17 protein-coding genes and 2 tRNA genes are annotated in these 20,405 nt (G+C 67.5%); 8 read left to right on the forward strand and 11 right to left on the reverse strand.

Annotated elements, in window-relative coordinates; all coding sequences use genetic code 11:
• Positions 1-15: 15 nt before the first annotated feature.
• Positions 16-1,113 (reverse strand): D-alanine--D-alanine ligase family protein, encoded by a 1,098-nt coding sequence (locus RJ05_RS17135; protein WP_036538448.1) that lies wholly within the window; start codon positions 1,111-1,113, stop codon positions 16-18.
• 43 nt (positions 1,114-1,156) lie between these two features.
• Positions 1,157-2,152, reverse strand: coding sequence for an NAD(P)H-dependent glycerol-3-phosphate dehydrogenase (locus RJ05_RS17140; protein ID WP_036538449.1), 996 nt, complete (start codon positions 2,150-2,152; stop codon positions 1,157-1,159).
• Positions 2,153-2,183: 31 nt separating this feature from the next.
• Here RJ05_RS17140 and cofC point away from each other — a divergent pair, with 31 nt between their 5' ends.
• The 3 genes from cofC to RJ05_RS17155 all read left to right on the forward strand — a co-directional run bounded on the left by cofC (position 2,184) and on the right by RJ05_RS17155 (position 6,102).
• The gene (gene cofC / locus RJ05_RS17145) at positions 2,184-2,879 is read left to right on the forward strand and encodes a 2-phospho-L-lactate guanylyltransferase (protein ID WP_036538450.1); all 696 of its coding nucleotides are present in this window, start codon (positions 2,184-2,186) and stop codon (positions 2,877-2,879) included.
• 71 nt (positions 2,880-2,950) lie between these two features.
• Positions 2,951-5,128, forward strand: coding sequence for an RNA degradosome polyphosphate kinase (locus RJ05_RS17150; protein WP_036538451.1), 2,178 nt, complete (start codon positions 2,951-2,953; stop codon positions 5,126-5,128).
• A 50-nt stretch (positions 5,129-5,178) separates the two neighbouring features.
• Positions 5,179-6,102 carry an NUDIX hydrolase gene (locus RJ05_RS17155; RefSeq protein ID WP_036538474.1) on the forward strand — a complete coding sequence of 308 codons (924 nt, stop codon included), beginning with the start codon at positions 5,179-5,181 and terminating at the stop codon, positions 6,100-6,102.
• Positions 6,103-6,243: 141 nt separating this feature from the next.
• On the opposite strand, the gene RJ05_RS17160 is transcribed toward RJ05_RS17155, so the two are convergent.
• The 3 genes from RJ05_RS17160 to leuC all read right to left on the reverse strand — a co-directional run bounded on the left by RJ05_RS17160 (position 6,244) and on the right by leuC (position 9,150).
• Positions 6,244-6,918 carry an HU family DNA-binding protein gene (locus RJ05_RS17160; RefSeq protein WP_036538453.1) on the reverse strand — a complete coding sequence of 225 codons (675 nt, stop codon included), beginning with the start codon at positions 6,916-6,918 and terminating at the stop codon, positions 6,244-6,246.
• Between the two features lie 156 nt (positions 6,919-7,074).
• Entirely contained in the window at positions 7,075-7,683 is a 609-nt protein-coding gene (gene leuD, locus RJ05_RS17165) for a 3-isopropylmalate dehydratase small subunit (RefSeq protein ID WP_036538454.1), read from the reverse strand.
• Positions 7,684-7,734: 51 nt separating this feature from the next.
• Entirely contained in the window at positions 7,735-9,150 is a 1,416-nt protein-coding gene (leuC, locus tag RJ05_RS17170; RefSeq protein WP_036538455.1) for a 3-isopropylmalate dehydratase large subunit, read from the reverse strand.
• A 167-nt stretch (positions 9,151-9,317) separates the two neighbouring features.
• On the opposite strand from leuC, the gene RJ05_RS17175 reads away from it, so the two are divergent.
• From RJ05_RS17175 to RJ05_RS17185, 3 genes are all read left to right on the forward strand, one after another.
• Entirely contained in the window at positions 9,318-10,019 is a 702-nt protein-coding gene (locus RJ05_RS17175; protein ID WP_036538457.1) for an IclR family transcriptional regulator, read from the forward strand.
• 68 nt (positions 10,020-10,087) lie between these two features.
• Positions 10,088-10,609 (forward strand): pyridoxamine 5'-phosphate oxidase family protein, encoded by a 522-nt coding sequence (locus RJ05_RS17180; protein ID WP_036538459.1) that lies wholly within the window; start codon positions 10,088-10,090, stop codon positions 10,607-10,609.
• Between the two features lie 146 nt (positions 10,610-10,755).
• Positions 10,756-10,938, forward strand: a complete 183-nt coding sequence (locus RJ05_RS17185) for a DUF5302 domain-containing protein (RefSeq protein WP_036538461.1) — start codon at positions 10,756-10,758, stop codon at positions 10,936-10,938.
• Positions 10,939-11,127: 189 nt separating this feature from the next.
• Here RJ05_RS17185 and RJ05_RS17190 read toward each other — a convergent pair.
• The 4 genes from RJ05_RS17190 to RJ05_RS17205 all read right to left on the reverse strand — a co-directional run bounded on the left by RJ05_RS17190 (position 11,128) and on the right by RJ05_RS17205 (position 13,901).
• A tRNA-Glu gene (locus RJ05_RS17190) sits at positions 11,128-11,200 on the reverse strand.
• Positions 11,201-11,401: 201 nt separating this feature from the next.
• Positions 11,402-11,473 (reverse strand) — tRNA-Gln (locus tag RJ05_RS17195).
• 168 nt (positions 11,474-11,641) lie between these two features.
• A complete protein-coding gene (gene gltX / locus RJ05_RS17200) occupies positions 11,642-13,114 on the reverse strand; it encodes a glutamate--tRNA ligase (protein WP_036538462.1) in 1,473 nt (490 codons plus the stop codon).
• A gap of 13 nt (positions 13,115-13,127) precedes the next feature.
• Positions 13,128-13,901 carry a fumarylacetoacetate hydrolase family protein gene (locus RJ05_RS17205; protein ID WP_036538463.1) on the reverse strand — a complete coding sequence of 258 codons (774 nt, stop codon included), beginning with the start codon at positions 13,899-13,901 and terminating at the stop codon, positions 13,128-13,130.
• A 260-nt stretch (positions 13,902-14,161) separates the two neighbouring features.
• Here RJ05_RS17205 and RJ05_RS17210 point away from each other — a divergent pair, with 260 nt between their 5' ends.
• Complete coding sequence (locus RJ05_RS17210) at positions 14,162-15,358, forward strand: MFS transporter (RefSeq protein WP_181062330.1); 1,197 nt, start codon at positions 14,162-14,164, stop codon at positions 15,356-15,358.
• A 215-nt stretch (positions 15,359-15,573) separates the two neighbouring features.
• On the opposite strand, the gene RJ05_RS17215 is transcribed toward RJ05_RS17210, so the two are convergent.
• Both RJ05_RS17215 and serA read right to left on the reverse strand, forming a co-directional pair.
• Positions 15,574-16,581, reverse strand: coding sequence for a 3-isopropylmalate dehydrogenase (locus tag RJ05_RS17215; protein ID WP_036538465.1), 1,008 nt, complete (start codon positions 16,579-16,581; stop codon positions 15,574-15,576).
• 184 nt (positions 16,582-16,765) lie between these two features.
• A complete protein-coding gene (gene serA / locus RJ05_RS17220) occupies positions 16,766-18,364 on the reverse strand; it encodes a phosphoglycerate dehydrogenase (RefSeq protein ID WP_036538467.1) in 1,599 nt (532 codons plus the stop codon).
• Between the two features lie 1,020 nt (positions 18,365-19,384).
• Here serA and RJ05_RS17225 point away from each other — a divergent pair.
• Positions 19,385-20,405, forward strand: a 1,021-nt coding sequence (locus RJ05_RS17225) for an APC family permease (protein ID WP_255220943.1), incomplete at its 3' end; no start/stop codon positions are given.

The raw sequence follows: 20,405 nt of genomic DNA on the forward strand, positions 1-20,405 counted from the left end.
CGCGGTCCGGTGTACTCAGCGCAGTCCGGTGCCGCGCGCCAGGGCCGTTTCGATGAGCGTGGATACCAGGGTGCGGTAATCGATTCCGGTGGCTTCCCACATCCGCGGGTACATCGAGATCGCGGTGAATCCGGGCATGGTGTTGATCTCGTTGATCACCGGGCCCTCGGCGGTGACGAAGAAATCGACCCGGGCCAGCCCCTGGCAGTCCAGCGCGCGGAACGCGCGCACGGCCAGCGCCCGGATCTCGTCGCTGACGGCATCGTCGAGTTTGGCGGGGACATCGAATTCGCAGACGTCGTCGAGGTATTTGGTCTCGAAGTCGTAGAACTCCGGCGCGGCGGCGTCCACCTCGGGCATCCGGATCTCGGCGATCACGCTGGCCTCGATGCGTCCGTCCGGGAATTCCAGCACACCGCATTCCACTTCGCGGCCGACGATGCCCGCCTCGACGATCACCTTCGGATCGTGGGCGCGGGCGGCCGCGATGGCCGCATCCAACTCGGCCCAGTCGGTGACCTTGGTGATGCCGATGGATGACCCACCGCGGGCGGGTTTGACGAACACCGGCAGTCCCAGTCGATGCCGGTCGGCCGCACTCACGGTGACATCGCGGGCGCGCAGCACCACCTGCACGCCGATCGGCAGGCCTTCGGCGGCCAGCAGTTTCTTGGTGAATTCCTTATCCATGCCGGCCGCACTGGCGAGCACGCCGGGACCGACGTACGGCAGGCCTGCCAGTTCGAGCATGCCCTGCACCGTGCCGTCTTCGCCGAACGGACCGTGCAGCACCGGGAACACCACATCGACCGAGCCGAGAGCTGCGGCGGGGTCACCGACCGGGATCAGATCGCCGGATCGGCTCGGGTCGGTGGCCAGCAGCAGTTCGGTGCCGGTGCCGTCGACCGCGGGCAGGCTGTGTTCACCGAAGCCGAGCGCGGCGACGTCCGCGCCGCCGAGCATCCAGGTGCCTTGCGGCGTGATGCCGATCGGGACGGCCTCGTAGCGCTCCGGATCCAGGTTGCGCAACACAGCGCCGGCCGATACACAGGACACGGCGTGCTCGTTACTGCGCCCGCCGAACACCACAGCCACCCTGATCCGGTTCGTCATGCACGGAACCGTACCCGTTGCGGGGCCGGGTACACGCGCCGGACTACTCCGGTTTGATCCGTCGGCCCAGCAATTTGCCGACCGCCTCCGGCACCGGCATTCCCTCGTGACAGACCTGGTGCACCGCGTTGGTCAGCGGCATCTCCACATCGTGCGCGGCGGCCAGCGCCCGCACCGATGTGCACGACTTCACACCCTCGGCGACCTGGCCATGAGTCGCTTCCTGGGCGGCCTGCATGGATCCGCCCGCACCCAGGACATGACCGAAGGAGCGGTTGCGCGACAGCGGGGAGGTGCAGGTTGCCACCAGATCGCCGACGCCGGCCAAACCTGCCAGCGTGACCGGTTCGGCACCGAGCGCGACGCCGAGCCGGATGATCTCGGCCAGGCCCCTGGTGATGAGGCTGGCGATGGAGTTGTCGCCCAAGCCCATCCCCGCGGCGATACCGCAGGCGAGGGCGATGACGTTCTTGCAGGCCCCGCCGATTTCGCAGCCGACGACGTCGGTGTTGGTGTAGGGCCGGAAGTATCCGGTGGCGCAGGCCTGCTGGACCGCGACCGCACGATCGGCGTCGCTGCATGCCACCACGGTCGCCGCGGGCTGTCCGGCGGCGATCTCCCTGGCCAGGTTCGGGCCCGACAGCACCGCGACCCGGCTCGGCTCGGCGCCGGTGACTTCGGAGATCACCTCACTCATCCGCAGCAGCGTTCCGGTCTCGATGCCCTTGGCCAGGCTCAGCAGTGTGGTGCCCGGACCGATGGCGGGCTCGAACACCTCGAGATTGGCGCGCAGCGATTGCGAGGGCACGGCGAGCACGATCAGTTCGGCGCCGTCGAGGGCGACGTGGAAATCGTCGGTGGCGCGCACCGGCGGCAGCTGGATTCCGGGCAGGTAGTCCGGGTTGCGGTGTTCGCTGTCGAGCGTCTGCGCCACCTCGGACCGGCGCGCCCAGATGGTGACCTCCGATCCCGCGTCCGCCAACACCTTCGCGAATGCGGTACCCCACGATCCCGCACCAAGCACTGCCGCCCTCGTCATCAGCCCAATATGCCATGGAAAGATCGGGGCCATGCGTTCGCACACCGTGCACGCCGTGATCGCGGTGAAGAGTCTCGATCGTGCCAAGTCCCGCCTGGCCGATCGCCTGCCGCCGCGCGAACGCGCGGGTCTGGTGCTGGCCATGTTCACCGACACCGTGCGCGCGGCGACGGCGGTCGCACAGCTCTCCTCGATCACCGTGGTCACCCCGGATCCGGCCGTCGCCGACCGGGCGGGCAGGCTCGGCGCGCTCGTGCACCCCGAACCCATGCCCGGCTCCGGCGGTCCCGACGATCCCGACGGGCTCAACTCGGCCTTGCGTGCGGCGGGCGATGCGCTGCGGCATCGGCACGGCCCGGTCGATCTGCTGGCCTTGCAGGCGGATCTGCCCGCGCTGCGCCCCGGCGAACTCGCCGACATGCTCGCCCGCGCACCTCGCGACGCCCGCTCGGTGGTGGTCGATCACGCTGGCACCGGCACCGCCGCCTTGCTGGCTCGCGCCGCCGTGTCGCTCGATCCGGCTTTCGGCCCGGGGTCGGCGCACCGGCATATCGCCGCGGGCGCGGTGCGGCTCGACGGTGATTGGCCGGGCCTGCGTCTGGACGTCGACACCGCCGCCGATCTCGACCGCGCCATCGCTCTCGGCACCGGCGCCGCGACCGGCTCGGTGCTGCACGACATCGGCTGGTCCGGCCGTGTTCACGCGCCGGTCCCGCACGTGTGCTAGCCGGTCGCCACGGCGGGGTGATTCGCGTGGCAATCACGGTGTCAGGCTGCACACCGCCCGGTTTGTAAGGGATGATCGTTGGCGTGAGCGATACCGAAACCGTCAAGCAGCAGCAGGTGCTTCCTACTCCACCGCCCGCGGCGGCACCCTTGCAGCCCGGTTCGCCGGCCCAGCGGTTGCCGGCCGATCGCTACCTCAATCGCGAATTGAGCTGGCTGGACTTCAACGCCAGGGTGCTGGCCCTCGCCGAGGACGCCTCGCTGCCGTTGCTGGAGCGCGCGAAATTCCTGGCCATCTTCGCCTCCAACCTCGACGAGTTCTACATGGTGCGGGTCGCGGGCCTCAAACGCCGTGCCGAGACCGGGCTTTCGGTGCGCTCGGCCGACGGCCGCTCCCCCAGTGAACAGCTGGAGTTGATCGCGGCCAGGGCCCAGGAGATCGCCGACCGCCACGCTCGCGTCTTCCTCGACGACGTGCTGCCCGCGCTCACCGCCGAGGGCATCGCGATCATCGATTGGTCCGATCTCGACGAGGCCGAACGCCACAGGCTGTCCGCGCACTTCCAGGATCAGGTGTTCCCCGTCCTCACCCCGCTCGCGGTGGACCCGGCGCACCCGTTCCCCTACATCAGCGGGCTGAGCCTCAACCTCGCGGTGACGGTGCAGGACGCGACCACCGGCGGTGAGCATTTCGCCCGCGTCAAGGTCCCCGACAATGTCGACCGGTTCGTGCGGGTGCGCCGCACCGATTCCGGTTCCGGTGCGGTGGCAGCGTTCCTGCCGATGGAGGCGCTCATCGCCGCGCACCTCGATCAGCTGTTCCCGGGGATGCGGGTGGTCGAGCACCACTCGTTCCGCATCACCCGCAACGCCGACTTCGAGGTCGACGAGGATCGCGACGAAGACCTGCTACAAGCCCTCGAACGAGAACTGGCCCGGCGCCGGTTCGGTTCGCCGGTGCGGCTCGAGGTCTCCGACGACATGACCGAGCACATGCTCGAGCTGCTGCTGCGCGAATTGGAGGTCGACCCCGGCGACGTCATCCAGGTGCCGGGGTTGCTGGATCTGTCGTGCCTGTGGCAGGTGTACGGGGTGGATCGGCCCGGCCTCAAGGACGCGCCCTATGTGCCCGCCACCCCGCCCGCGTTCGGCGAGCGGGAGACCCCGCGCAATGTCTTCGCCGCCCTGCGCGAAGGCGACGTGCTGGTACACCACCCCTACGATTCGTTCTCCACCAGCGTGCAGCGGTTCATCGAACAGGCCGCCGCCGACCCGCAGGTGCTGGCGATCAAGCAGACCCTCTACCGCACCTCCGGCGATTCGCCGATCGTCAACGCGCTCATCGACGCCGCCGAGGCAGGCAAGCAGGTCGTCGCTCTGGTCGAGATCAAGGCCCGCTTCGACGAGCAGGCCAACATCAAATGGGCCAGGACGCTGGAGCAGGCCGGCGTGCACGTGGTCTACGGCCTCATCGGCCTCAAGACCCATTGCAAGACCTGCCTGGTGGTCCGCCGGGAAGGCGCAACCATCCGCCGCTACTGCCATATCGGCACCGGCAACTACAACCCGAAGACCGCCAGGCTCTACGAGGACGTCGGGTTGCTCACCGCCGCACCGGAAATCGGCGCCGACCTGACCGATCTGTTCAACTCGCTGACCGGCTATTCGCGCAAGTCCGATTACCGCAATATTCTCGTCGCGCCGACGGGTGTGCGCGCCGGAATCATCGAACGGATCCAGCGTGAGATCGAACTGGCCAACAGCGGGCAGCCCGGTCGAATCCGACTGAAGGCCAATGCGATCGTCGACGAACAGGTCATCGACGCGCTGTATCGCGCATCGCAGGCCGGGGTGCCGGTGCAGGTCGTGGTGCGCGGAATCTGCGGGCTGCGCCCCGGTGTGCCGGGAATGAGCGACAACATCGAGGTGCGTTCGATTCTCGGCCGGTTCCTCGAGCATTCCCGGATCATGCATTTCCAGGCCCAGGACGAGTACTGGATCGGCAGCGCCGACATGATGCACCGCAATCTGGACCGCCGGGTGGAAGTCATGGCACAGGTGAAGGATCCGAAACTGCGCGACCGGCTCGGTTCGGTGTTCGACTCGGCGCTCGATCCGATGACCAGGTGCTGGGTGTTGCAACCGGATGGCAGCTGGCAGGCCTGGCCCGAGCGCAGCGGCACCGACGGGGCGCAGGTCCGCGATCACCAGGCGTATCTGATGCGATTGCGGCGGCCGGATCAGCAGTGAGCGCGACGACCGGTTTCGCCACCAATGGTGGGTTGTTCCGGGATTCCCGGATGCAGGCCAATATCCACGCCGCCGGTGCCGTCGTCTGGCGTCACGCGCCCGACGGATCCGGTGCGGTCGAGATCGCGGTGATCCACCGCCCCAAATATCAGGATTGGTCGCTACCGAAAGGCAAACTCGATCCCGGCGAGACTCCGGTGCTCGCCGCGGTGCGTGAAGTCGCCGAGGAGACGGGGCTGCGCTGCCGCTTGGGCCGCTATCTCGGCCACGTCACCTATCCGGTACCAGGGCATCGCAAGCTCAAGCGGGTCTATTACTGGGCCGCCGAGGTGATCGCCGGCGCCTTCGACGCCAATGCCGAGGTCGACGAGTTGGTCTGGCTGCGGCTGGATCAGGTGATGGATGAGCTGTCGTATCCGATGGATCGGCAGGTCGTGCGCGCATTCACCCGGCTACCCGCGGCAACGAGCACGCTACTGCTGGTCCGGCACGCGAAAGCCGGGCGCCGCGACCGGTTCAACGGTCCCGACGATCAACGACCGCTCGAACGGGCCGGACGCAAACAATCGCAGGCTCTCGTGCCGAATTTGCTCGCATTCGGTGCCGATGAGATCTATTCCGCCGATCCATTGCGCTGCGTGCAGACGATGCAGCCGCTGGCCGAGAAATTGGGCGTGGAGATCGGAATCGAACCGCTGCTGTCGGAATCCGGTTATGCTGCCGCGCCGGACCAGGCGCGTGAACGGGCCCGCGAGCTGGTCTCCGATACCGCCGTGCGGGTGCTGTGCAGCCAGGGGGCGGTCATTCCGGATCTGATGAGCTGGTGGGCCGAACGCGACGGTGTGACGCTGCCACCGGCCCGCAATCGCAAGGGCAGCGTGTGGGTCCTGTCGTTCGTCGATCGCCGGCTGGTGGCCGCCGATCACCTCGACCGGTCACTGTCGATCGATGTGGGGCCAAGCGCCCCCGAATGAGCCACACGGCCGGTGCGGGACACGACGAACGGCCCCGGGGATCTCCCGGGGCCGTTTCGCGTTCGGTAACGCGGGTGGAGGTATCCACCCGGTGGACTGGCGTCCGCGCGCGACGGGCTGAGTTACGCGCCTGACGTCGGATCAGCGTGCGCGGCGGGCCGGAGCCTTCTTCGCCGCGGTCTTCTTGGCGGTGGTCTTCTTGGCCGCCGTCGTCGTCTTCTTGGCGGCGGGAGCCTTCTTGGCGGCGGTCTTCTTCGCGACCGTCGTCTTCTTGGCCGGCGCCTTCTTGGCCGCCGTTGTGGTCTTCTTGGCGGCGGGTGCCTTCTTCGCGGCCGTCTTCGTGGCCGTTGTCTTGCGCGCGGTGGTCTTGGCCGGCGCCTTGGTGGCTGCCTTACGAGCCGTGGTCTTCGCCGGCGCCTTGGTGGCCGCCTTCTTGGCCGCGGTCTTCTTGGCAGCGGTCTTCTTCGCAGCCGTTTTCTTGGCCGCGACCGGCGCATTCACACCGCGTTTCACCGCGGGCCCGGTAGCCGCCAGCTTTTGCTTTCCGGCAATGACGGCCTTGAACTGGGCACCGGGACGGAACGCGGGCACCGAAGTGGGCTTCACCTTGACGGTTTCGCCGGTGCGCGGGTTCCGCGCGACACGGGCCGCGCGCTTGCGCTGTTCGAATACTCCGAATCCGGTGATGGTGACGCTTTGACCTTTGTGCACCGCGCGCACGATGGTGTCGACCACATGCTCGACTGCCGCGGTGGCCGTGCGCCTGTCAGTACCCAACTTTTCGGTCAGAACGTCGATCAGTTCCGCCTTGTTCATTGAATCCTCCGCAGACTAATGGCCCGTCGTCGGACCGACTAGGTACCACGGTAAACCCACTTTGGGCAAGAGTCTATGTGCCACGCCAAAATTCATGTGGTTTAGCACACGTACAGCTACCGCCCCGGTCGGCGCCCAGCTAACCGCCGCAGGTGATTACGTCTGCGAAATATGCGCCGGAAGGGTTGTGGGTTTCCAACTTGGCCTTGCCTTTTCGAACTCGGCGATCTGCTCGCTGCGCCGCAGCGTCAGCCCGATGTCGTCCAAACCTTCCAGCAGACGCCACCTGGTGTAGTCATCAATATCGAACGGCAACACGATGGTTCCTGCCGTCACCGTGCGCGCCTCGAGGTCCACAACCAATTCCAGTCCGGGCTGTTCCTCGAGCAACTTCCAGAGCATTTCGACATCGTTCTGTGACATCTGCGCGGCCAGCAGACCGCCCTTGCCCGCATTGCCGCGGAAGATGTCGGCGAAACGGGAGGAGATGACCACTCGAAAGCCGTAGTCCGACAGCGCCCATACCGCGTGCTCACGGGAGGATCCGGTACCGAAATCCGGGCCGGCAACCAGCACACTGCCCCGATTGAAGGGTTCGGTGTTCAGAATGAAGTCCGGATCCGTTCGCCAGGCCGCGAAGAGTCCGTCCTCGAATCCGGTTCGGCTGACCCGCTTCAGATAGACCGCCGGGATGATCTGATCGGTATCGACATTGGATCGGCGCAGCGGAACCCCGATCCCCTTGTGCACGGTGAAGGCTTGCATCTGATTCTCCTGAGTCTGATTCGGCTTCGACGGGGGCGACTTACTGGCGGGTCAGTCCAGATCCGCAGGCGAGGACAGCGTTCCGCGCACCGCCGTGGCGGCGGCGACCAGCGGCGACACCAGGTGGGTCCGGCCGCCCTTACCCTGCCTGCCCTCGAAGTTCCGGTTCGAGGTCGACGCGCAGCGCTGGCCGGGTGCGAGCTGATCGGGATTCATTCCCAGGCACATCGAACATCCGGCCTGGCGCCATTCCGCGCCGGCGGCGGTGAAAATCTCGCCGAGTCCTTCTTTTTCCGCCTGCGCTCGCACCCGCATAGAACCCGGTACGACCATCATTCGGACGCCGTCGGCCACCTTACGGCCCTTCAAAACCTCGGCCACCGCCCGCAAATCCTCGATCCGGCCGTTGGTGCAGGATCCGACGAAAACGGTGTCGATGGCGACCTCACGAAGCGGGGTACCCGGAGCCAAATCCATGTATCGGAGTGCCTTCTCCGCGGACTCACGGGCCGATTCATCGGCGATCTGGGCGGGGTCGGGAACCCGGTCGCCCAGTGGCGCGCCCTGACCGGGGTTGGTGCCCCAGGTGACGAACGGGGTCAGCGTGGCGGCGTCGATGTGCACCTCGGCGTCGAAAACCGCGTCCTCGTCGGTCTTCAGCGCCTCCCAGGCGGCCACCGCGGCGTCCCAGTCGGCCCCCTGCGGCGCGTGCGGGCGGCCTTTGAGGAATTCGTAGGTCGTCTCGTCCGGAGCGATCATGCCGGCCCGTGCGCCCGCCTCGATGGACATGTTGCAGATGGTCATCCGGGCTTCCATCGACATGTTCCTGATGGCCTCGCCGCGATATTCCAGCACATAGCCCTGGCCACCGCCGGTGCCGATCTGCGCGATCACGGCCAGGATCAGGTCCTTGCTCGTCACGCCGGGCGCCAGCGTGCCGTCGACGGTGATGGCCATCGTTTTGAACGGCCGCAGCGACAATGTCTGGGTGGCCAGCACATGTTCGACCTCGCTGGTGCCGATTCCCATGGCCAGCGCACCGAAAGCACCGTGGGTGGAGGTATGGCTGTCGCCGCACACCACCGTCATTCCCGGCTGGGTCAATCCCAGCTGCGGGCCGACCACGTGCACGATGCCTTGATCGAGATCGCCCATCGGATGCAGGCGTACCCCGAATTCCGCGCAATTACGCCGCAGTGTTTCCACCTGGGTGCGCGAGACCGGATCGGCGATCGGTTTATCGATATCGATGGTCGGGACGTTGTGGTCCTCGGTCGCGATGGTGAGGTCGGGCCTGCGCACCTGGCGTCCTGCTGCGCGCAGTCCGTCGAAAGCCTGCGGGCTGGTGACTTCGTGCACCAGGTGCAGGTCGATGTAGATCAGGTCGGGTTCACGCGCGGCGCCTTCACCTTCACCACGGGCGACGACGTGCTGTTCCCATACCTTCTCGGCCAGCGTGCGTGCCATGTATCGATCACCTTTCGGGCTGGCATCCGGAGCGCCGCTCTGGGCTGTCGGCGGCGGATGCGCGACATGAGGGAAATTCGCATTCGGCGATCCCGAGATCCCCGGGAATCCCGGTACCTGGAACCCGAGGCTAGGAATCTCAGCATGCGAGACGCTAATATCGTTCTATGAGACAGCATAGCGGTATCGGCGTCCTGGACAAAGCGGTGGCCGTGTTGTATGCGGTGGCCGAGCAACCGTGCGGCCTCAACGAACTGTGCGAACGCACCGGACTGCCCCGCGCCACCGCCCACCGGCTGGCCGTCGGCCTGGAGGTGCACCGACTGCTGAGCAGGGACAACAGCGGTTCCTGGCGGGCCGGTCCGGCGCTGGCCGAGCTGGCCGCGGGCGCCAGCGATCCGCTGCACGACGCCGCCTCGGCCATCCTGCCGCGGTTGCGCGAGATCACCGGCGAGAGCGTGCAACTGTACTGCCGCGATGGCAATGCCCGGGTGTGCGTCGCCGCACTGGAGCCGCCGGCCGGCCTGCGCGACACCGTTCCCATCGGCGCCCGGCTACCGCTCACCGCCGGTTCGGCGGCGAAGGTTCTGGTCGCGTGGGCGGATCCGGAACTACAACGATCCATCCTCGCCGACGCCGTCTACAGCGAACGCGCGCTGGCCGAGGTCCGCAAGCGCGGCTGGGCGCAGAGCGCGGCCGAACGGGCCAGCGGGGTGGCCAGTGTGTCGGCGCCGGTGCGCGATCCCGGCGGGGCCGTGGTGGCCGCGGTGTCGGTATCCGGGCCGATCGATCGCATGGGACGCAGGCCGGGCGCCCGCTGGGCGGCGGATCTGGTGGCCGCGGCCGACGCCCTGCACAAGCGGCTCTGACCCGGATCGAGCACCGCGGGCACGGCTCCGCCCTACCCGAGGGCACCCGCCCTCACTACAGTCGTGCCATGGGAGTCAACCAACGGTCGCAGATCGTCATGTCCGACAGCGAGATCACCGATTTCTTGACGCGCAGCCGCGTCGCCACACTCGCCACCCTCGGCGCGAGCGGCGCACCACATCTGACCGCGATGTGGTACGCGCTGATCGATGCCCCCGACGGCGGCCTGCCGGAGTTGTGGTTCGAGACCAAAGCCAAGTCGCAGAAGGCGGTGAACATGCGCCGCGATCCGCGGGTGACCTGCATGGTGGAGGCCGGCCAGACCTATGACACGTTGCGCGGTGTGTCGATCGAGGGCCGTGCGGAGATCATCGATGATCCGGAGAAGCTGTTCGCGGTCGGTGTGAGCGTCTGGGAGCGTTATACGGGCCCGTACAGCGAGGAGATGCGCCCGTTCGTGGAGACGATGCTCAACAAGCGGGTGGCGGTGCGTGTGGTCGCCGACCGTATCCGTAGCTGGGATCACCGCAAGCTCGGCCTGCCCGAAATGCCCCTCGGCGGAACCACCGCGCACGCGCTGGATGACTGAATCGGTGCGCTGACTCGTTCGGGCAACGGGTTAATCCACCTGACAGGACCGCCGCGGCGGGCTAGCGTCGAGATGTTCGAGACGTTTCGGCCGGGCACCGCACCGCTCGCCGGGCGCGGCCTCGGCCCGACCACAAGGAGCACACCATGTCGGAATCGAGTGGTTCCCATAGCAGCGCCGACGAAGTGAAGCGCAAATTCCGGGAGGCACTGGAACGCAAGAACGAGCATCACGCCCAGTCCGCCGCCCACCTGGACGGCCACTCCAAGGCAACCGCCCCCCACGGCAACGCCAGCCACAAACGCGAGTTCCGCCGCAAGAGCGGATAGGAAACCAGCCGCCGGCCTGGTAGGGGAACCAACCAGGCCGGTCGGCGAGGCAGGCACCACCCCGGGAGGGGGTCAGTAAGGGGTCCGGGGGCGAAGCCCTCCGGGCGGGGCGTGGGGGTTGCACCCCCACAAAACACGCGAAGCAGAAAAGGCTCACGCTCTTTGTGAGCGTGAGCCTTCCATTCTGCGTAGCCCCGACGGGATTCGAACCCGCGCTACCGCCTTGAGAGGGCGGCGTCCTAGGCCGCTAGACGACGGGGCCAGGACTTGGATCAACCTCTGGCTGAGGTGTATCCGGGTGATCTTTCGATCGGTCTGATCTCTCGATCAGGCTCGGCAAGCTTAACCGGCCGAGGCGTGGCGACCAAATCGCCTGGATGAGCGTCCGGCGGACCTGCTCGCCGTCGCGAGAGGATTCTTCTCTAACCCTGTGGGGCGTGAGTCGAAGCTGGAGCTTTCTCCGCTGGGGTACCAGGACTCGAACCTAGAATGGCTGAACCAGAATCAGCTGTGTTGCCAATTACACCATACCCCAATGACCAGTGCGTTCGACCTCGTGTCTGGGTGACTCCGAGGCCGTGTTCCGGCCGAGAAGAAGAGTACCAAACGAGTGCCGGGTGACTACAAATCGCCTGGTCAAAGCCGCATTTTCGAGCAGTGGACGGCTGTTGCGCGCGCAGCCGCCCACTGCTTGGGCTCCGGCTCAGCCGGCCTGGGTCTGCGCCCGCGCCGCCCGCAGCCGGGCCATGGTGCGGTCACGGCCGAGCAATTCCAGCGATTCGTAGAGCGGCGGGCTGATGTGCGAACCCGTCACTGCGACGCGTACCGGCGCGAAGGCTTTACGCGGTTTGAGCCCCATATCGTCGATCAGCGCGGTTTTCAGCGCCTCCTCGATAGCGGAGGTGGTCCACGTGGTCAGCGAGTCCAGTGCGGCAATGGCAGCGTCCACGACCGGTGCCGCGTCGGCGCCGAGATTCTTGGCGGCCGCGGCGGGGTCGATGGCGAACTGTTCGTCGGGTGCGAACAGGAATCGCAGCAGATCCCACGCGTCGGCCAGTACGACAATCCTGGTCTGCACCAGTTCGGCGGCGGCGGCAAACGTCTTTTCGTCGATTTCGGCGCCGATATGCCCGTGTTCGGTAAGGTACTCGCGCAAACGGTGAGTGAAATCGCCCACGTCCAGCAAACGGATGTGCTCGGCGTTGAGCGCGTCGGCCTTCTTCTGGTCGAAACGGGCCGGATTCGAATTCACTTTCGAAATGTCGAAGGCGGCGACCATGTCCGACATCGAGAACACGTCGTGATCATCGGCGATGCTCCAGCCGAGCAACGCCAGATAATTCAGCAAACCCTCGGGGATGAAGCCACGGTCGCGGTGAGCGAACAGGTCCGACTCGGGATCGCGTTTGGACAGTTTCTTGTTTCCCGGACCCATCACGAATGGCAGATGACCGAACTCCGGGGTGAATTCCGCGACCCCGATCCGCTGCAACGCGGCATAGAGCGCGAGCTGGCGCGGCGTCGAGGAGAGCAGGTCCTCACCGCGCAGCACGTGGGTGATGCGCATCATCGCGTCGTCGACCGGATTGACCAGGGTGTAGAGCGGGGCGCCGTTACCGCGGGTCAGCGCGAAGTCCGGCACGGTACCCGCCTTGAAGGTGGTTTCGCCACGCACCAGGTCGGTCCAGGTGAGGTCGGTGTCGGGCATGCGCAACCGCACCACGGGCGCCCGACCCTCGGCCCGGAAGGCCGCGATCTGCTCGGGGGTGAGATCGCGGTCGAAGTTGTCGTAGCCGAGTTTGGGATCGCGGCCCGCGGCGAGGTGGCGCGCCTCGACTTCTTCGGGGGTGGAGAAGGACTCGTAGGCCTCCCCCGCCTCCAGCAATCGCCGCACCACGTCCAGGTGCAGATCACGGCGCTCGGATTGCCGGTAGGGCCCGTACGGTCCGCCGACTTCGGGTCCCTCGTCCCAGGTGAGTCCGAGCCAGCGCAGCGCATCGATGATCGCGCGGTAGGACTCTTCCGAATCGCGTGCCGCATCGGTGTCTTCGATCCGGAAGACGAAAGCGCCACCGTGATGGCGGGCGTAGGCCCAGTTGAACAACGCCGTCCGAATCAGGCCGACGTGGGGCGTCCCGGTGGGCGACGGGCAGAATCGGACCCGTACTTCAGTCATGGCTCTCTTTCGATCAGCGTTTGGCGGCAACAGGATTGGTCAGCGTGCCGATGCCGGACACAGTGACGGAGACGTTCTGCCCCGCGGTCATCGGGCCGACGCCCTCGGGGGTTCCGGTCAGGATGACATCGCCGGGCAGCAGCGTCATCACGGTGGTCACCCATTCGATGAGCTTCGGAATATCGTGCAGCAGAAGCGAAGTGCGGCTGCGCTGGCGCACCTCGCCGTCGAGTTCGGTGACGATCTCCAGATCCGAGGGGTCGAGCTGGGTTTCGATCCAGGGGCCGAGCGGGCAGAAGGTGTCGTAGCCCTTGGCCCGCGTCCATTGCCCGTCGTGGCGCTGCTGATCGCGGGCGGTGACGTCGTTGGCGACGGTGTAGCCGAGGATCACATCGAGCGCGCGGGCGGCCGGCACATCCTTGCACGGGCGGCCGATGACGATGGCCAGTTCGCCCTCGTAGTCGACCTGAGAGGAGCTGGGCGGCAGGATGATCGACGCGTTCGGCCCGATGATCGAGGTGCTCGGCTTCATGAAGATGACCGGGTCGGCGGGCGCCTCGCCACCCATTTCGGCGGCGTGCGCGGCGTAGTTCTTGCCGATGCAGATCACCTTGCTGGCCAGGATCGGAGCGAGCAGTCGCACATCGGCCAGCGGCCAGCTGCGCCCGGTGAACGTCGGCGTGCCGAAGGGGTGTTCGGCGATCTCCTTGGCGACGCTGTCGCCACCGTCGCCTTCGATGCTGACGAAGGCGACTCCATCCGGACTGGCAACTCGACCTAGACGCATGGTCGGAGTCTATCGACCCGGCTCCACCTGCTCGAACGCGGCGGGTGGCGCTGCCCGGCGGGTGGGCCGCGTCGCGTGCGGACAGCACCGTAGCCGAGGTGGCCATGTTCACATCTGCCCAGCGTTCGCCCGGGCAGATGTGAGCCGTCAGACACCGTTCGGTGGTTCAGCGGCCCCGGGCGCCGGGTGTACGGTAGCGACAGCTGTTCACTTCATGAGATCAGTATTCCATATAGTGAGATTCGAGAGGTGGGCAACCGATGTCCGTGCACGCTCCCACAGCGACCACACCGCAGGTCGACGCGTTTCGACGGTGGACGATGCTCGGTCTCGGCGTTTTCGCCCAAGCCTCCAGCGCGGTGTTCGTCCATGGCGTCCCGTTTCTGCTGCCCGCACTGTCCGATCGTGGAATGCCGTTGGCGACGGCCGGGCTGCTGGTGGCCATGCCAACCGTCGGTTTGGTCTGCACATTGATCGCGTGGGGGTATGTGGTCGACCGGATCGGCGAACGCAAGGTGCTGGTCGCCGGGCCACTGCTGATGTTCGTCGCGGGTGCGGCGGCCGCGACGGCGTCGAGCTATCCGGCGCTGGGCGTGCTGCTGTTCCTCGGCGGCGTCGGCGCCGCGAGCACCAATGGCGCCAGCGGCCGGGTGATCGTCGGCTGGTTCCCGCCGCACCGGCGCGGACTGGCCATGGGGATCCGGCAGACCGCGCAGCCGTTGGGCGTCGGTGTCGGTGCGGTGGCGATTCCCTTGGTCGCCGGCGCGCACGGTGTGGCCGCGGCGATCCTGGTGCCGGCGTCGATGGCCGCTGTTGCCGCGGTGGGCTGTCTGGCCGGCATCGTCGATCCGCCACGGCCGAAGGGCTCGGCAGCCGACCGGGCCAACCCCTATCGGGGCAGCACGACCCTGCTGCGCATCCACGCGGTCTCGGTGTTGCTGGTGTTCCCGCAGGCGACGGTGTGGACCTTCGCCTTGCTGTGGCTGCATCGCGATATCGGCTGGTCGCTACCGGTAGCCGGGGCACTGGTCACCGCGACCCAACTGCTGGGAGCGGCCGGCCGGATCGGTGCGGGCGCATGGTCGGATCGAGTCGGTAGCCGGTTGGGGCCACTGCGCTCGGTCGCGATCGCCGCGGTCCTCACGATGGCCGCACTGGCTCTGGCCGCGTGGGCACAGTGGTGGTGGCTGGCCATTCCCCTGCTGGTGATCGCCTCGGTCGTCACGGTCTCCGACAACGGCCTCGCCTTCACTGCGGTCGCCGAGATCGCGGGTCCGTATTGGAGTGGGCGCGGACTCGGCATCCAGAACACCGGGCAGAACCTGGTGCTGGCGATCGTGCCGCCGGTCTTCGGCGCGCTGATCACCCATGCCGGATTCCCGGCGACCTATCTGGCGGCCGCCGCGCTCGCCGTCATCGCGATCCCGTTGGTACCCAAGGACGCCGCGCCACGCTGAATGCTCCGCGATGTCTCGGCCGCATAGGCAGCCGTGCGTCCGGATTCTCGTGCGCCACTAGACCCGCTCTGGTTCCGCTGCACTGGCGACGTCTGTGAGCCATGCGGCAACGAGACCACCGGCGACAACCCCCGGTGGACGAACTCGCGAGCGTCACCGCTCAGCGGCAAGGCCCCGCGCTCGAAAAGAGCGCGGGGCCTTGCCGATCCCAGGACTCAGACCGAGGCGGCGATCCGGTCGCCGATCTCCACGGTCGAGGCCGCACCGCTGCGCGAGGCCAGATCCTTGGCGACCGCGGCCTCCACCCGTGCCGCGGCTTCGGTGTCGCCCAGGTGGTTCAGCAGCAGCGACAGCGACAGGATCGCCGCCGTCGGGTCGGCCTTGGACTGCCCGGCGATATCGGGGGCACTGCCGTGCACCGGTTCGAACATGCTCGGGTTGGTGCCGGAGGCATCGATATTGCCGCTGGCGGCCAGGCCGATACCACCGCTGACCGCAGCCGCGAGGTCGGTGATGATGTCGCCGAACAGGTTGTCGGTGACGATCACATCGAAGCGGCCCGGATCGTTGACCATATGGATGGTGGCGGCGTCGATGTGCTGGTAGGCCACCTCCACGTCGGCGAATTCGGCGCCCACCTCGTCGACGGTGCGCTGCCACAGCGATCCGGCGAAGCTCAGCACATTGGTCTTGTGCACCAGGGTCAGATGCTTGCGGCGCTGCTGTGCGGTGGCGAAGGCGTAGCGCACGACCCGCTCGATGCCGAATCGAGTGTTGGTGCTGACCTCGGTGGCCACCTCGTGGGGCGTGTCGACGCGGATCGCGCCGCCGGTGCCGGTGTAGGGGCCCTCGGTGCCTTCGCGCACGACGACGAAGTCGATGTCGGGGTTACCGGCGAGCGGGCTGGTGACGCCGGGGAACAGCTTCGACGGCCGCAGGTTCACGTGGTGGTCGAGCGCGAACCGGGTGTGCAGCAGCAAGCCGCGCTCGAGCACGCCGCTGGGCACCGACGGGTCGCCGATCGCGCCGAGCAGGATCGCGTCGTGCTGCTTCAGTTCCGGCAGCACCGATTCGGGCAGGATCTCGCCGGTGCGGTGGTACCGCTTGGCACCCAGGTCGTACTCGGTCTTCTCGACTCCCGGCGACACCACGTCGAGCACCTTGAGGGCTTCGGCGATGACCTCGGGACCGATACCGTCGCCCGGGATGACAGCGAGTTTCATGAAAGCAGTGCTCCGTTTCCGATGATGGCGCCCGTGAACATCGCAACGATAGCCGGTGCCCGGAACCCGGCCGCGACCAGGGCGAACTCTCCCGGAGAGTGGGATAGCGGCACGGCGAACGACCGAGCCCCGCTCCATTCGGAACGGGGCTCGGTGGCTATTCGGATGGGGTGAACCCGAAGGCTCAGAACAGGTCGACCTGAACGACCTTGGTGGCGCCGACGGATTCGCCGATCGCGGCCTGCACCTCGGCGGGCACTTCCTTGCCGACCCGCAGCATCACGGTGGCGCCTTCCTTGTCGACGTCCTGGGTCAGCTGCGCGGCCAGGATGTCGATCTCGGCCTCGCCGAGCTTCATGCCGATCTTGCCCAGCGCGCCCGGCTTGTCCTCGTAGTTGAGCACGGCCAGGTTCAGGCCCTCGGCGCGCATGTCGTAGTTGCGGCCGTTGATGTTGACGATCTTCTCCACCTGAGCCGGCTCGGTCAGCGTGCCGGCCACGTTCAGGGTGCGGCCGTCGCCGAACACCGCGCGCAGGTCGACGACGCTGCGGTGGCTGGGGCTCTCCGAGACCGTGGTGACCTCGGTGCTGATCCCACGCTCCTGTGCCAGCGCGGGCGCGTTGACGAAGGTGACCTGGTCCTCGACGTGTGCGGAGAAGATGCCGCGCAGCGCCGACAGTTCCAGCACGCCGACTTCGCTGGCAGCCAGCTCGCCGCGGACCTGGATCTCCACGCTCACCGGCAGTTCGTCGGCCAGCGCGCCGAGCAGCACACCCTGCTTGCGCACGATGTCGAGCCACGGGGCCACCTCGTCGCCGACGACGCCGCCGGTGACGTTCACCGCGCCGGGCACGAACTCACCGGCCAGCGCCAGCAGCACCGACTTGGCGACATCGGTGCCCGCGCGGTCCTGGGCCTCGGTGGTGGAGGCGCCCAGGTGCGGGGTCACCACGACCTGCGGCAGGTCGAACAGCGGGCTGTCGGTGCACGGCTCGGTCTCGAAGACGTCGAGGCCCGCGGCGCGCACGTGGCCGGACTTGATGGCGTCGGCCAGGGCCTGCTCGTCGATCAGACCACCGCGGGCGGCGTTGACGATGATGACGCCCGGCTTGGTCAGCGCGAGCTTCTCCTTGCTCAGCAGACCCTTGGTCTCCGGGGTCTTCGGCAAGTGCACCGAGATCAGGTCGGCGCGGCCGAGCAGCTCCTCCAGGGTGACCAGCTCGATGCCCAGCTGGGCGGCGCGAGCCGGGGAGACGTAGGGGTCGTAGGCGATGACGTGGGTTTCGAAGGCGGCCAGACGCGCGGCGAACAGCTGGCCGATGCGGCCGAGGCCCACGACGCCGACGGTCTTGCCGAAGATCTCGACACCATTGAACTTGCTGCGCTGCCAGGTGCGCTCGCGCAGGGTGGCGTCGGCGGCGGGCACCTGACGGGCCGCGGCGAGCAGCAGCGTGACGGCGTGCTCGGCGGCGGTGTGGATGTTGGAGGTCGGCGCGTTGACGACCATGACGCCGCGTTCGGTGGCGGCGGGCACGTCGACGTTGTCGAGGCCGACGCCGGCCCGGGCGACGATCTTCAGGTTCTTACCGGCTTCCAGCACTTCGGCGTCGACCGTGGTGGCCGAGCGCACCAGCAGCGCGTCGGCCTCCGGAACGGCGGCCAGCAGCGCCGGACGGTCGGGACCGTCGACCCAGCGGACCTCGACACCGTCACCGAGCGCGTCGACGGTCGACTGGGCGAGCTTGTCGGCGATCAGAACTACAGGACGGCCTGCTTGGCTCACTGTGGGTTACTCCTGGGGAAGAAAAGGGGGTCGGCAGTTACCGGGGACCAGCTTAGTTGGCGTGATTTCCGCATGACCTACCGCCTGGTAGGCGGCCGTCCTCAGTCGGCGACCCGCGGTCCGCGGTGGTGTTCTTCCCCCGGACACGGACCTGCCCCGGCCACAACGAGGAAGGCCGGGGCAGGAGTCAGGTCGCGTCCGCGACCGCAGCGTGTGATCAGCCGCCGAACGAGCCCGTCCACAGGGTGTTCACCAGGCCGTGCAGGGCCGCACCCAGGGTGTCGAAAAGACCGTTCACAGCGGCGCTACCGGTGTCGATGATAACGGGGATCATGAAATTACCTCTCGTCGGAATTCATTCCAGTCGAACTGGCTGACACACGGTCCATCGAGGCGCGCACGGAATGGGTTACGGAAAATCACTAGTTAGTGACGCAAGCCACATTCGATGCGATCCCGTGAGCCAGCTCGCGCCGATACAGGCCCCCTATCAGCGCAAACGACCGGAACCCGCAGGTCACGGGTCGATTACGGCGCCTACCCATGACGCGCCGTGGATAAACTGAGAAATTGCTTAACGTGGCGCCCACAATGTCATGGGCAATTCGCGAAAATCGGCCGCTGTGCTGCCTCCTGGTCGCAGTACGGCTGGGGCCCGACAAATTAAGCGGATTGTTATTCGGGGAATTCCTTTGTCACTGCCACATCCGCCGCGGCGGCCGCAGTGCTCCGATCCGGGCTGCCGTGCACCGGCTTCAGTGTCCGTGGGATGCGCACGCTGCGAATCGGGCTCGTCGCCGCCGAACGATGCAGACTTGTGTGACGGCTCGGGCAGTCGTGCGCCGACATTCCGAATCCGCAGGGCCGGCAGCGAACCTCTCACCCGGCGCATGCGTCCCCTCGCCGATAAGGTGAGCGGCGGATTCCACCCTCGCCCCAGGAGCCGCCGTGCCCCGCCAACCGTCGAACCAGCCGAGCCAGCAACGACTGCACAGACGCCTGGGCCTCGCCGATGCGGTCATGATCGGCCTGGGCGCCATGCTCGGCGCCGGCATTTTCGCCGCGTTGGCCCCGGCCGCGAACGCCGCGGGAAGCGGGCTGCTGCTCGGGCTCGGCGTGGCCGCGGTGGTCGCGTACTGCAATGCGACGTCCTCGGCCCGGCTGGCCGCGCGCTATCCCGACTCCGGCGGCACCTACGTCTACGGCCGCGAAAGGCTCGGCCCGTTCTGGGGTTATCTGGCGGGCTGGAGTTTCGTGGTCGGCAAGACCGCCTCGTGTGCAGCCATGGCGTTGACGGTCGGGGTGTATCTCTGGCCGGGTCATGCGCATGCGGTGGCGGTCGCCGCGGTGGTCGCCTTGACGACGGTGAACTATCTCGGCGTCCAGAAGTCGGCGCTGCTGACCAGGGTGATCGTTGCCGTCGTCCTCGCGGTCCTGGCGGCGGTGGTCGTCAGTGCCACGACTTCGCCCGAGGCGGATCCCGGCCGCTTGGCATTCGGATCCGACATCACGCTGCTCGGCGTCCTCCAGGCCGCCGGTCTGCTGTTCTTCGCATTCGCCGGCTATGCCCGCATCGCCACCCTCGGCGAGGAGGTGCGCGATCCCGCCCGCACCATTCCGCGCGCCGTCCCGATCGCCTTGGGTATCACCTTGGTGGTCTACGCGGCCGTGGCCGTCGCCTCGCTGCTGGCACTCGGACCGCACCGCCTGGCCGAATCCACCGCGCCGCTGGCGAGTGCGGTCCAGGCCGCGGGCGCCGACTGGCTGTCCCCCATCGTCCGGGCCGGTGCCGCGGTCGCCGCGCTCGGTTCGCTGCTGGCATTGATCCTCGGCGTCTCCCGCACCACCCTCGCCATGGCCCGCGACCATCACCTGCCCCGCACCCTCGCCGCAGTCCATCCGCGCACCGGCGTCCCGCACCACGCCGAAATCGCCGTCGGCGCCGTCGTCGCCCTCGCCGCCGCCACCGCCGATCTGCGCGCCGCCATCGGCTTCTCCTCCTTCGGCGTCCTGCTCTACTACGCCGTCGCCAACGCCTCCG

Source organism: Nocardia cyriacigeorgica NBRC 100375 (assembly GCF_000308555.1).
GTDB classification, from domain to species: domain Bacteria; phylum Actinomycetota; class Actinomycetes; order Mycobacteriales; family Mycobacteriaceae; genus Nocardia; species Nocardia cyriacigeorgica.

Coding starts and splice junctions, on each gene's coding strand:
- RJ05_RS17160 (WP_036538453.1), bottom strand. CDS start 6,918: ATGAACAAGGCGGAACTGATCGACGTTCTGACCGAAAAGTTGGGTACT.
- gltX (WP_036538462.1), bottom strand. CDS start 13,114: ATGACTGAAGTACGGGTCCGATTCTGCCCGTCGCCCACCGGGACGCCC.
- RJ05_RS17155 (WP_036538474.1), top strand. CDS start 5,179: ATGCAGGCCAATATCCACGCCGCCGGTGCCGTCGTCTGGCGTCACGCG.
- RJ05_RS17135 (WP_036538448.1), bottom strand. CDS start 1,113: ATGACGAACCGGATCAGGGTGGCTGTGGTGTTCGGCGGGCGCAGTAAC.
- RJ05_RS17185 (WP_036538461.1), top strand. CDS start 10,756: ATGTCGGAATCGAGTGGTTCCCATAGCAGCGCCGACGAAGTGAAGCGC.
- RJ05_RS17210 (WP_181062330.1), top strand. CDS start 14,162: ATGTCCGTGCACGCTCCCACAGCGACCACACCGCAGGTCGACGCGTTT.
- RJ05_RS17205 (WP_036538463.1), bottom strand. CDS start 13,901: ATGCGTCTAGGTCGAGTTGCCAGTCCGGATGGAGTCGCCTTCGTCAGC.
- RJ05_RS17150 (WP_036538451.1), top strand. CDS start 2,951: ATGATCGTTGGCGTGAGCGATACCGAAACCGTCAAGCAGCAGCAGGTG.
- leuC (WP_036538455.1), bottom strand. CDS start 9,150: ATGGCACGCACGCTGGCCGAGAAGGTATGGGAACAGCACGTCGTCGCC.
- RJ05_RS17175 (WP_036538457.1), top strand. CDS start 9,318: ATGAGACAGCATAGCGGTATCGGCGTCCTGGACAAAGCGGTGGCCGTG.
- RJ05_RS17215 (WP_036538465.1), bottom strand. CDS start 16,581: ATGAAACTCGCTGTCATCCCGGGCGACGGTATCGGTCCCGAGGTCATC.
- cofC (WP_036538450.1), top strand. CDS start 2,184: ATGCGTTCGCACACCGTGCACGCCGTGATCGCGGTGAAGAGTCTCGAT.
- RJ05_RS17140 (WP_036538449.1), bottom strand. CDS start 2,152: ATGACGAGGGCGGCAGTGCTTGGTGCGGGATCGTGGGGTACCGCATTC.
- RJ05_RS17180 (WP_036538459.1), top strand. CDS start 10,088: ATGGGAGTCAACCAACGGTCGCAGATCGTCATGTCCGACAGCGAGATC.
- leuD (WP_036538454.1), bottom strand. CDS start 7,683: ATGCAAGCCTTCACCGTGCACAAGGGGATCGGGGTTCCGCTGCGCCGA.